We start from the raw sequence: 12,147 nt of genomic DNA on the forward strand, positions 1-12,147 counted from the left end.
GGCGGCTAACGATCTAGTCGCCAGTTCACATTCGGAAGTCTTCGCCCGACAAGATTGCCTGGATCATGCCTCCAGCGAGCAGGATTTCCACCTCCCGCTCGGTTTCAACTGCGACAGTTCCAATAAGGTGCCGGTCTTCTCCGTCGCCGTGGCGGATAGTCAAGCTGATATTCCCTCGAGGCGTAACCGCGGTCGCATCGACGTTGATCCGGTCCCGCGGTTCTACGGCGAGCGGCGTGTCGCGATCTACTACTATGGGAAGCACACCCATGCCGATGAGATTGGTGCGGTGGATGCGTTCGAAGCTGCGCGCGACGACAGCGCGCACGCCGAGCAGTGCCACGCCCTTCGCCGCCCAGTCGCGCGAAGAGCCCGCACCGTAACGTTCGCCGGCCACAAGAATGACCGAACGGCCTTCCTGCCGATAGCGCTCGGCGATTTCCCATAGTGTGCCTTCCTCCATCGTGGGTGCATGGATCGTGCGCGAGGCTGAGCGGCCGCCGATCAGCAGATTGCCGGCGGTGCGGTTGTCGAAGAGGCCCCGGACCATGGCCTCCCAATTTCCGCGACGGGCCGCATAGACGTTGAGGTCGTCGGCCGTGGCACCACGACGGATGAGATGCTGGCCGGTGTGGCTGGTTCTGCCAATCTGGCCGGCTGGAGAGATGTGGTCGGTCGTCATGTCGTCACCGAGAACGAGCAGAGGATGGGCCTCATAAGCGCCGAGCCGGGTTGTCGTTCGCGCTGAAGCGAACGGCGGGCGGCGGATATAGGTTGATGCGGTGTCCCATGGAAACTGCGCCGAAGAGGGGGCGTCCAATGCCTGCCATTCCTCGTTGGCGGTGGCCTCTGTGAAAGCACGGCCGAAATCGGCGGGGTCGGAAAATCTCTGGACGATTGCATCGACCTCCTCGTTGGCCGGGAGGAGTTCGCCAAGCCGGATAGCCTCTCCCTGCGGACCAAGGGCAATCACGCTGTTCAGCGGATCGGGCACAAATTGGCCGATCAGCGAAAGGGCGACAACCAGCGGCGGAGCCGCGAGAAAACCGTACCGGAGGCTCGGATGGACACGCCCCGGAAAGTTGCGGTTGCCGGAGAGGAGGGCCGCCGCGACCGTTCCGTCCGCGATCGCCGCGGCCATGTCCGCTTGCAGTGGGCCGGAATTGCCGATGCAGGTCGTGCAGCCTTGGCCGACAATGCCGAAGCCGAGTGCTTCCAGATCGGTGAGTAGGCCGCTGCGTCCCAGAAAACGTGCGGCGGCGGGCGAGCCGGGCGCCAGCGACGTCTTCACCCAGGCCGGAGGTCGAAGACCGAGTTGCCGCGCCTTGCGGGCAACGAGCCCGGCTGCGGCGAGAAGACGCTGGTCGGAGGTGTTGGTGCAACTCGTTATGGCGGCGATAGCCATAGCGCCGTCCGGAATCGTCTTTCCGGTCTTAAAGGGTTTGCCGGTCGCGGCCTCCAACAATTCGGCTGCTTTAGCGACCGGCAGCTTATCCTGCGGGCGTTGAGGGCCGGCAAGCAGCGGTTCGATTGCCGAAAGGTTGAGATCAATCACGCGGCTGTAGCGTGGTTCCGCCGCCGGATCGAACCAGAGATCAAGGCTTTTCGCCGCTCTTTCGACGAAGGTGCAGTGGTCGGCGCTTCGGCCGGTCCGATGCAGATAGGCAATGGTTTGCCCGTCGATCGGGAAGAAGCCGGTCGAAGCCCCGTACTCGGGCGCCATATTGGCGACGACGGCGCGATCACCGCAGGAGAGTGTAGAAACGCCTTCGCCGAAAAACTCGACAAATTCTCCTGCAATGCCATGCTTCCTGAGCAGATGCGTGACCTCAAGCGCAAGATCCGTCGACAGCACCCCCGCGCCGAGCCGGCCGGTCAGTCTGATGCCGATGACATCGGGCAGGCGGATCGTCACCGGCATGCCGAAGAAGACGCTCTCGGCCTCCAGGCCTCCGACGCCCCAGGCGAGCACGCCGATACCGTTGATCATCGGCGTGTGGCTGTCGGTGCCGATCAGCGTGTCCGGCGCGGCGCGGCGGGTACCGTCGCGCTCCACGGTCTCTATGACGGTGGCGAGCTGTTCGAGGTTCAGCGTGTGCATGATGCCGGTACCGGGCGGGTGCACTCGCACACCGGGCAGTGCCGTCGTTGCCCATTTCATCAGGCGGTACCGTTCGCTGTTGCGCTCCATCTCGCGCCGCATGTTGTGGTCCCGGGCATCGCTGCGGCCATACCAGTCGACCGCGACACTGTGATCGACCGAGACATCGACGGGTAGTACGGGCGTGAGCCTTGAGGGATCGCCACCGGCTTCCGCGATCGCGTCGCGCATGGCGGCAATATCCACAAGGGCCGGTACGCAGGTCGTATCGTGCATGAGGATGCGTGATGGGTGGAAATCGATCTCCGCCTCACTTGTGCCCGCGCGCAACCAATCCCGCAGAGCATTTGTGAAAGCGGGAAGGCGCGGCGGGTCGCGGCGGGCAACGTTTTCAAGCAGGATGCGCAGGACGAAGGGCAAGCGCTGGACCTCGTCGAAAGCCGCGCGGAGATCAATGGCTTCAACCGGCCCTGTCCCGGTTTCGATCAACAAAGCCATTTGTTATCCTCCGAAGTGATTTTGTGTACGTAAAAAACCAATTAATGCACAGTGTCAACGGAATTCTTGCCGATCATTGGCTTTTAACTCGGTAGATATGCAAAATTGCGGTCTCGTGTTTCTTTTGCGCCCGCCATGGAATAACCTCCGGTCATCGCTTCAGAAGACCGGATAGAATTCATGCGCTCCAGCCAGCTTGCCCAGACCATCGCCAATGAGATCACGCTGCTTGTCACATCCGGTGAGCTCTCGGTGGGGGATCACCTGAAGACGCAGCAACTGGCCGACCGCTTCGGTGTCTCTCGCTCGCCGGTGCGCGAGGCGATGGACATGCTGGCAACGCAGGGGTTGCTGGAACAGAAGGAAAATCGCGGTTTCTTCGTCCGGGAGGCGGTCGGTGGCATTGTCGAACAGGTGCGCGATGATGCCGAACCCTTCGAGGTCGCCAATGACTATCAACGGTTGGCGGAGGACTGGCTGACCGACCGTATACCGGCCGAAGTCACGGAACAGATGCTGCGCGAGCGCTACGAACTGACGAAGTCTCAGTTGAACGACATCCTGATGCGTGCCACCCGCGAGGGCTGGGCGGAGCGCAAGCAGGGCTATGGCTGGCGCTTCCTGCCCGTTGCCAAGACACCGGAGGCGTTCGAGCAGATCTATCGCTTCCGCATGCTGATCGAGCCGGCGGCGATGCTGGAGCCGGAGTTCCGGCTTGACCGCAAGATCATCGAGGAACAACGCCGGATTCAGATGCGCATGCTAGACACCGACATCGAGCGTCTGCCGGCCGAGCGCCTGCTGCACAATGGCGCGCTCTTCCACGAAGAGCTCATCAAGATGGCCAACAATCCCTTCTTCCACATTTCGCTGGTGCGGGTAAACCGCATGCGACGCCTCCTCGAATATCGCTCCCGCGTCGACCGCAGCCGTACGGTACGGCAATGCCAGGAACACCTCGAAATCCTTGATCTTCTTGAGCGCGGCGAGGTCGTCGAGGCTTCCTACGCTATGCGTCGACACCTTGGGGGCGCGCTGTCGAAGAAGTCGCCGATTACCTGGTCCTGGTCGCACCAAGCGCATGAAAAAGACAATCTCGAAAAATAGAGATTGCATTTTCAGATTTAAAAAGCCAATAATCCGCCCGTGACGTAGAGCGACGACTTCGCTCGTCGCCTCATGGGAGATTAGCTGATGAAAATATTCGTGACGCCGTGTGATGGGATCGGTCCGGAGATCACTGCGGCAACCATGGAGGTCCTGAAGGCAGCCGACGCGGCCTTCGGTCTGGGCCTCGAGTACCATTTCGAAGACACCGGCTTCACCAGCCTGGAGAAGTACGGCTCGACGCTTCGCGACGAGACGCTCGATCGCGCCCGCACCTTTGACGGCATTATCCTCGGGCCCCAGTCGCACTTGGATTATCCTGCCCGCGACAAGGGTGGCGTCAACGTCTCTGCAGGCTTCCGCGTCAAGCTCGACCTCTACGCGAACGTGCGTCCGGCGCGCTCCCGGCCGTTCCTAAACGACGCCAAGAAGATGGACCTCGTCATCATGCGCGAGGCGACGGAAGGCTTCTATCCCGACCGCAACATGTATGCCGGTACGGGTGAGTTCATGCCGACGCCGGACGTGGCGCTTTCCGTGCGCAAGATCACTGCGTCTGCTTGCGAGCGCATCGCACGCCAGGCCTTCCTGCTCGCCATGAAGCGCAACAAGAAGGTAACCGCAGTTCATAAGGCCAACAACTTCATCCTCACCGACGGCCTGTTCCTTCAGCAGGTACGCAGGGTCGCTGCCGAATTCCCCGAGGTCACGCTCAACGAATTCATCATCGACGCGATGGCCGCCCATCTGGTTCGCGACCCCTCGCGCTTCGACGTGATCGTCGCGACGAACTTCTACTCGGACATTCTGTCGGATCTCGCCAGCGAGCTCTCCGGCAGCCTCGGCCTTGCCGGCTCGATCAACGCCAATGCCGAAACCGGCCTTGTCTGCGCGCAAGCCCAGCATGGTTCGGCGCCCGATATCCAGAACCAGAACATCGCCAACCCGACTTCGCTCATCCTGTCCGCAGCTATGATGCTCAGCTGGCTCGGCGAGCAGCGCGGCTTGCTGCAGTTCGAAGCGGCGGGTGCGGAAATCGAGCGTGCGGTCGACGAAGTTCTTGCGAACCCCGCGTCCCGCACACGCGACCTCGGCGGCAGCATCGGTACGGACGCGTTCGGTTCGTTAGTGGCACGGGCCGTTCGCAGCGGTGAAGGTGAACGCAAGCTCGCGAACGCCTGATGGGAGTTTGTACTTTGGATATTTAAAAGCCAAAGTACGGACATGGAGGCGCGAGGGCGGCAACGGCCCTCGCGGAACTGCCCGGAGGAGATTTGGAGCCGGGCGTCTTTTGGGAGAAGAGAGAATGAACAAGCATGTTTCCGGCCGCCTTGGGGCCGTTGCGGTCACCGCGTTCATGACGGCTTTTGCGGCACACGCACAAGACGTACCCGCAGGCTATCCTGCCGACTATGCGGACCTGATCGCCAAGGCCAAGCAGGAAGGTACCGTTTCGATCTACACCTCGACCGATGCGGCGCAGTCGCAGAAGCTGCAGGATGCCTTCACCAAGAAATACGGGATCAAGATCGCCTACAACGATCTCGGGACGAACGGTGCCTATAACCAGGTGATCTCAGAGGCTGCCGCCAGCCAGACCACCGCCGACATCGTCTGGAGCTCGGCGATGGACCTGCAGATGACGCTGGTCCAGGATGGTTATGCGGCTGATTACGCTTCACCAGAAGCCGGCAACCTTCCGAACTGGGCAAACTACAAGAACACGCTCTACGCCACCACCGTCGAGCCGATCGGCGTGATCTACAACACCAAGGCCCTTTCTGAAGACAAGCTTCCGAAGACCTATGCCGACATGATCACGTTCCTGAAGGACAACAAGACCGAGCTTCAAGGCAAGGTTGCGACCTTCGATCCGGAAAAGAGTGGTTCCGGCTTCCTGCACCACTCCAACGATGCGCGTAACCGGCCGGACTTCTGGGATCTTGCCAAGGCCATGGGCGACGATGGTGCTAAGATCTATTCCAGCTCCGGCGGTATGAAGGAAACGGTCGTTTCGGGCGAAAACGTCATCGCCATCAACATCATCGGCTCCTACGCGCTCGACTGGGTCAAGGAGAGCCCGAACCTCGGCGTGCACTTCGCGACGGACTATACGCCCGCATTCTCGCGTCTGGCGCTGATCACCAAGGATGCTCCGCATTCGAACGCGGCCAAGCTCTTCGTCGACTTCATGCTGTCGTCCGAAGGCCAGTCGCTTCTGGCGGAAGGCGGATTGCCGTCGATCCGTGAAGACGTGACCGCCGGCCTCAACATCAAGACGCTCAACGAGCGTGTCGGTGGTGGCCTGAAGCCGATCGCCGTCGACGAGGGAGTCCTGGAATACATGGACCAGATGAAGCGCGTTCAGTTCCTCAACGACTGGAAAGCCGCCCTCGGCCGCTGATGCTTAGCCGACCGCGGCGCTCCGGCGCCGCGGTTCCGCCACCGTTTGCGAGAGGCATAGAATGTCAACCCACATCCAAGCACAGGCTGCAGTCCCCCTGACGAAAGCCGCAGCCGAAAAGAAGTATCCGGCAAAGATGCCGCGGCACGGCAATGCAAACTTCTATCGGCGTATCGTCATCGGTCTGCTCGCGGTCGCCGTTCTGGCGCCGGTCGGCCTGATCATCTACCAGAGCCTTCTGACGGCTGCGTTCTTCAGCCCCCGTGCGCACTTCGGCCTCGATGCGTACAAATACGTCTTCACCGACAAGAATTTCTATCGCGCTCTCGGCACGACGGCGATCTTCTCCTTCGGCATGGTGGCGATCGCAGTGCCGCTCGGCGGTCTGCTCGCCTTCTTGATCACGCGCACCGACATCAAGGGCAAACGCCTGCTCGAGATCCTCGTGCTCGTGCCGATGTTCATTTCCTCCATCGTGCTTGCCTTTGGCTACACGGTGTCGGTCGGCCCGACCGGTTTCGTCTCGCTCTTCGTCCGCAGTGTGCTGGGCTTCGTACCCTGGAACATTTACAGCCTGCCGGGCATGATCCTGATAGCCGGCCTCAGCCACGTTCCGCACGTCTATCTCTATGTCTCGTCGGCCATGCGCAATCTGCCATCGGATCTCGAGGAGGCGGCCCGCACCACCGGCGCATCCATCTGGCAGGTCTCGCGCGACGTCACGCTGCCGATGGTGCTGCCGGCGCTGATCTTTGCGGCGGCCCTCAACATCCTGCTCGGTTTCGAGACCTTCGGCATCCCGCTTGTTCTCGGAGATCCGAATGGGATCATGGTGCTGACCACCTACATCTATAAGCTGACGACGCTGTTCGGCACGCCGACCTATCAACTCATGGCGGTCGTCGCAGTCGTGCTGGTGCTGATCACGCTGCCGTTGGTCTGGATGCAGCGAAGACTGCTGCGCAATGCCCGCAAATATGCCGCACTCGGCGGCAAGGGTGCCCGCGTTGCCACCTTGAAACTCGGCACCAGCGGCCAGGTCATTGCCCTTTCGGTCATCGGTTTCTGGCTCTTCGTCTCGGTCGTTCTCCCGATCGGCGGCATCACGGTGCGCGCGTTCGTCGATGCCTGGGGCGAAGGCGTCAACCTCTTCGACCAACTGACCCTCTCCAACTTCAGCCGCATGCTCGAAGTGCCGAGCCTCTACAATGGCATCGTCAACACGATCATCCTGTCGGTCGTCGGTGGTGCTGCAGCCGTGGCGATCTATCTCGCCGTCGGCCTGGCCGGTCACCGCAACTGGGGTATGTCGAATACGGTGCTCGACTATATCGTCCTCCTGCCGCGTGCCCTTCCGGGCCTCGTCGTCGGCCTTGCCTTCTTCTGGGTTTTCCTGTTCGTGCCGCTGCTCACGCCACTTAGGCCAACGCTGGTCAGCCTCTTCGTCGCCTATCTGGTCGTCGGCCTGTCCTATGGTCTGCGCCTCCTGCAAGGAACGCTGATCCAGGTCGCCCCGGAACTCGAAGAGTCCGCCCGCACCACGGGTGCCACGATCGGCCGCACCTGGAAGGATGTGGTGATCCCGATCGTCCGGCCGGGTCTGGCCGGTGCTTGGGCGCTCATCATGATCATCTTCCTTCGCGAATATGCGACGGGCGTCTACCTCATGGGGGCCGGCACGGAAGTCATCGGTTCGCTGATGGTCTCGCTTCTTCAGACCGGCGCCATGAACACGATCGCCGCTCTTTCCCTCATCAGCATCGTCTTGACGGGCGCAGGTCTCGCACTCGCCCTCCGTTTGGGAGCAAAAATCCATGACTGAACTCGTTGTCAGCAATGTCCAGAAGTGGCTGGGCGGTCTGCAGATCCTGAAAGGCGCGTCCTTCACCGCGCAGCGCGGCTCCATCGTCGCCCTGCTTGGTGCCTCAGGCAGCGGCAAGACCACACTGTTGCGCTGTATCGCCGGGCTCGAACAGCCGGAGATTGGCCAGATCGTCATCGGCGGCAAGACCGTGCTCGATGGCGAAAGGAAGCTCGCGCTTCCGCCTGAGCAGCGCAACATCGGCCTCGTATTTCAATCCTACGCCCTTTGGCCTCATCGCACCGTCAAGGAGAATGTCGGCTACGGGCTGAAGCTGCGTGGCGTTACGCAGGCCGATATGGAAAAGCGCGTACAGGCGATCCTGGAACGCATGGGCCTCGGCCATCTTTCCGATCGCTTCCCGTCGCAATTGTCGGGCGGCCAGCAGCAGCGCGTCGCCATCTGCCGGGCGCTGGTCTATGAGCCGCGCGTGCTGTTGCTCGATGAGCCGCTCTCCAATCTTGATGCGAAGCTCAGAGAAGAGGCGCGCTACTGGATCCGCAAGCTGATCCTCGATCTCGAAGATCTGCGCCATCCTCGTCACGCACGATCAAAGCGAGGCGCTGGCCGCTGCCGATAACATTCTCCTGCTGCAGGACGGTCGCATCGTCCAGCAAGGCGGACCGCAGGAGATCTATTCCAATCCAAACAGCTTCTATTCGGCAGACTTCCTGGGCGCGAACAATATCGTCAAGGCGAAGGTCAAGTCGATCAACGGCCGCAGCGCGGTCATCGGCGGCGACAACTGGAGCCTCGATGGCACGGTGCGCGAGGCATCCGGCGTCAACGCATCCGACGACGCGCGTGCGGTGATCCGGGTCGAGCAGATCAGCGTCAGCGACCAGCCCGAGGCGGGCGGGCTCGAGATGAACCTCGACGACAGCATCTATCTCGGCGACCGCTGGGAATACCGTCTGCGTCGCGGCGATTTCGTCGCCAAGGCACACGGCGCACGGCAGCTGGCGACCGGCATTGTTTGGGCACGGATTCCGTCTGAGAGCGTCTGGGTGTTTTCGGCGGGCCAGCATTAGCGAAGGTCGTCGTTGACGGCCGCCGTTCCTCGCGGCGGCCGCCCCGTTCAAAGGTATTTTCATGTCGAGACAGCCCCGGATAACGCTCGTCCATGCGACACCGATCGCGATGGAACCGATCAAACTTGCTTTCGCAACGGCCTGGCCGGATGCGGATGTGGTCAACCTTCTGGAAGACAGCCTTTCGCCCGACCGTGCCGCAAGTATCGACATCACCGAAGCCCTGACGGCGCGTATCGAGGCTCTGGCCCGATATGCGCGGCAGATCGGGAGTGCGGCGGTGCTTTTCACCTGCTCGGCCTTCGGGCGGGCGATCGAGCAGGCGGCGACGACCGTCGACATCCCGGCGCTGAAACCCAACGAGGCGATGTTCGAGGCTGCAATCCGGAAAGGCGGCAGGACTGCCATGCTCTACACCTTCCCGCCTGCGCGCAACGGCATGGAGGCGGAGTTTCAGGAGGAGGCCGAAAGGATCGATCCGACCGCGACCATGGAGAGCTTCCTGGTGCATGGCGCGATCGAGGCGGTGCGGGCGGGTGATGTAGAGACGCACAATCGGCTCGTCGCCGAAGCGGCGGCGGGTTTGCGTGGCTTCGACAGCATCGTGCTTGCGCATTTCTCAACGGCACGCGCCGTACCTGCGGTGCGGGCTGTGACGGACATACCGGTCCTGTCGAGCCCGGATGCCGCCATCGACAAACTCAAGCGCCTTCTCGGCGCAGCATGATTTTCGGGAGTACACCTTCGATGCTGCTTGGCGTCATTGCAGACGATTTTACAGGGGCAAGCGATATCGCGAATACGCTCGCCAAGGGCTTGCCGGGGCAGGGCGGCCTTCGCACGGTACAATACCTTGGAATCCCTCGCGCAAAGGCCGAGGCCGAGGTGGAGGCTGGGGTAATTGCGCTAAAGAGCCGGTCGATCGATGTAGCTTCGGCCGTCGAACAGTCGCTGGCGAGCCTGCGCTGGCTGCTCGATCAGGGGTGCCAGCAGATTGTCTTCAAATACTGCTCGACCTTCGATTCCACCCTGGCCGGCAATATCGGCCCGGTTGCCGAAGCTCTTGCCGCGGCTCTGGGCGTCACGGGTGTGATTGCTTGTCCTGCCTTTCCCGGTGCCGGCCGAACGGTCTATCAGGGCCACCTCTTCGTGAAGGATCGGCTTCTGAGCGAGTCCGGACTGCAGAACCATCCGCTCAATCCGATGACCGATGCAGACATCCGCCGGTGGCTACGGCTGCAATCGACCACCGACGTAGGACACGTCGATATCGGGATCGTGCGGCAAGGGCCGACTGAAATCAAATCAGCGCTGCGGGAGAATGGCGAGCGCAATCGCACGCTCGTCATCGTCGATGCAATCGCGGATGACGATCTCGTCGCCATCGGTCGTGCGGCGGCAGGTGACCGCCTCGTCACCGGCGGTTCCGGCATCGCAATCGGTCTTGCCGCAAACTTCATCGAGCAAGGCCTTGCTGCCGGAACCGGCGCCAGCGCAGCAGGCGTCGATGGGCCGGAGGCCATTCTCGCCGGAAGCTGCTCCGGTGCGACCCGCGAACAGGTCGAGATCCACCGCAAGAACCACCCGACGCTTGCCATCGACGTTGCCGGCGTCATGGCGGGCTCGGTGACGGCCGCCAAGCTGACATCCTTCCTGCTCGCGAACGAGGGCAGGGCGCCGCTCGTTTGTTCCTCGGGCACACCCGGCGAGGTCCAGGCGGTCCAGGCGCGCTTCGGCCGGGAAGCGGTTGCCGCGGCGCTCGATGATCTCTTTGCGAAAACGGCTCAGGAACTGGTCAAGGCTGGCGTCCGCCGCCTCGTCGTTGCCGGTGGCGAAACGTCCGGGGCGGTCGTCTCGGCACTCGACCTCGGCGCGTTGACGATTGGGTCGGAAATCGATCCCGGGGTGCCGGTGCTGTTGTCGGGTGGGGCAAAACCTGTGGCGTTGGCGCTGAAGTCCGGCAATTTTGGCGCCCCCGACTTCTTTGTCAAAGCACTGGAAAGGCTCGCAGGCAGATGAGTGCTGAAAACAGGATACGCGACGAGATCGCCCGGCTTTCGAAGTCGTTGTTCGACCGTGGCTTCTCGGTCGGCTCCGCCGGCAACATCAGCGCTGCGGTCGAGGACGGGATCCTGATGACCCCGACGAATTCGTGCCTCGGCTTTCTCGATCCGGCACGCATCTCGAAGCTCGATCGCGACGGCCGGCACATCTCCGGGGACAAGCCGTCGAAGGAAGTGTTCCTGCACCGTGCGTTCTACGAAACACGGCCGCAGACGGGCGCGGTGGTCCACCTCCATTCGACCTTCGCCACGGCTCTCTCCTGCCTCGCCGACATCGATCCGGACGACTGCGTTCCGCCGATCACTCCCTACGTCGTCATGCGCGTGGGGCAAGTGAAGCTGCTACCCTACGTCAAGCCGGGCGACAAAAGCATGGGCGACATGATCCGGGAACTCGGTGGTCGCTATGCCGCCGTGCTGCTTGCCAATCATGGCCCCGTCGTTACCGGCAAGGACATTGCATCGGCGGTCTACGCAGTTGAGGAGCTGGAGGAAACGGCGAAGCTGTTGGTACTGCTGCGCGATGCGCCGAAACGCATGCTTTCCCCTGAAAACGTCACGGAATTAAAGGCCGTCTTCGCCGGCTATTGAAGGAAACACCGATGAAAACGGCTGATCTCGTCGATGCGCATGGGGAGGAAGTGCACTTCTGCGATCTTCCCTTTTTGAAACTCGGTAAGACGAAGTCCTTCAGCGGTCCGATCGCGACCGTCAAATGCTTTGAGGACAATGCCCTGCTGAAGGCCGAGTTGCAGAAGCCAGGCGAGGGCAGGGTCATGGTCGTCGATGGCGGCGCCTCGAGCCGTGTCGCGCTGCTTGGCGATCAGATTGCCATGATCCTTCGCGACAACGGTTGGGCTGGCATCGTGATCAACGGCGCCGTACGCGATAGTGCCGAGATCGGCGAGATGGATGTGGCCGTCTTCTGCCTGTCGGTCACGCCGAAAAAATCCGTGAAGGATGGCGCCGGCAAACTCGAGATTCCCGTCCAGTTTGGCGGCGTCAAGTTCGCGCCCGGCGCCTACCTCTACGCGGATGCGGATGGCGTGCTCCTCAGCGACCGCGATCTTCGCTGAGGGGAT

Annotated in this window: 11 protein-coding genes; 10 read left to right on the plus strand and 1 reads right to left on the minus strand. The window is 62.0% G+C overall.

The window, feature by feature from the left end:
• Positions 1-25: 25 nt before the first annotated feature.
• Positions 26-2,599 (minus strand): aconitate hydratase AcnA, encoded by a 2,574-nt coding sequence (gene acnA, locus AC1Z3V_RS06945; RefSeq protein WP_483498003.1) that lies wholly within the window; start codon positions 2,597-2,599, stop codon positions 26-28.
• Positions 2,600-2,779: 180 nt separating this feature from the next.
• On the opposite strand from acnA, the gene AC1Z3V_RS06950 reads away from it, so the two are divergent.
• The 10 genes from AC1Z3V_RS06950 (at position 2,780) to rraA (ending at position 12,141) form a co-directional block, all read left to right on the plus strand.
• On the plus strand, positions 2,780-3,706 hold the full coding sequence (locus AC1Z3V_RS06950; RefSeq protein WP_483498004.1) for a GntR family transcriptional regulator: 927 nt from the start codon (positions 2,780-2,782) through the stop codon (positions 3,704-3,706).
• Between the two features lie 87 nt (positions 3,707-3,793).
• Positions 3,794-4,888, plus strand: a complete 1,095-nt coding sequence (locus AC1Z3V_RS06955) for an isocitrate/isopropylmalate dehydrogenase family protein (protein WP_483498005.1) — start codon at positions 3,794-3,796, stop codon at positions 4,886-4,888.
• A 124-nt stretch (positions 4,889-5,012) separates the two neighbouring features.
• Positions 5,013-6,110: an ABC transporter substrate-binding protein gene (locus AC1Z3V_RS06960; protein WP_483498006.1), complete on the plus strand. Its 1,098-nt coding sequence runs from the start codon at positions 5,013-5,015 to the stop codon at positions 6,108-6,110.
• 61 nt (positions 6,111-6,171) lie between these two features.
• Positions 6,172-7,932, plus strand: a complete 1,761-nt coding sequence (locus AC1Z3V_RS06965) for an ABC transporter permease (protein ID WP_483498007.1) — start codon at positions 6,172-6,174, stop codon at positions 7,930-7,932.
• Positions 7,925-8,551: an ABC transporter ATP-binding protein gene (locus AC1Z3V_RS06970; RefSeq protein WP_483498008.1), complete on the plus strand. Its 627-nt coding sequence runs from the start codon at positions 7,925-7,927 to the stop codon at positions 8,549-8,551. Before AC1Z3V_RS06965 ends, AC1Z3V_RS06970 begins: the two co-directional genes overlap by 8 nt.
• A 184-nt stretch (positions 8,552-8,735) precedes the next feature.
• Positions 8,736-9,002, plus strand: coding sequence for a hypothetical protein (locus AC1Z3V_RS06975; RefSeq protein ID WP_483498009.1), 267 nt, complete (start codon positions 8,736-8,738; stop codon positions 9,000-9,002).
• Positions 9,003-9,063: 61 nt separating this feature from the next.
• On the plus strand, positions 9,064-9,729 hold the full coding sequence (locus tag AC1Z3V_RS06980) for an arylsulfatase (RefSeq protein ID WP_483498010.1): 666 nt from the start codon (positions 9,064-9,066) through the stop codon (positions 9,727-9,729).
• 20 nt (positions 9,730-9,749) lie between these two features.
• Positions 9,750-11,021, plus strand: coding sequence for a 3-oxo-tetronate kinase (gene otnK, locus AC1Z3V_RS06985; protein WP_483498011.1), 1,272 nt, complete (start codon positions 9,750-9,752; stop codon positions 11,019-11,021).
• The gene (gene otnC, locus AC1Z3V_RS06990; protein ID WP_483498012.1) at positions 11,018-11,656 is read left to right on the plus strand and encodes a 3-oxo-tetronate 4-phosphate decarboxylase; all 639 of its coding nucleotides are present in this window, start codon (positions 11,018-11,020) and stop codon (positions 11,654-11,656) included. The genes otnK and otnC overlap by 4 nt, the downstream gene beginning before the upstream one ends.
• 11 nt (positions 11,657-11,667) lie before the next feature.
• The gene (gene rraA / locus AC1Z3V_RS06995) at positions 11,668-12,141 is read left to right on the plus strand and encodes a ribonuclease E activity regulator RraA (protein ID WP_483498013.1); all 474 of its coding nucleotides are present in this window, start codon (positions 11,668-11,670) and stop codon (positions 12,139-12,141) included.
• Positions 12,142-12,147 lie beyond the last annotated feature (6 nt).

The sequence above is a fragment of the Ensifer sp. 38_S197 genome, assembly GCF_056924495.1.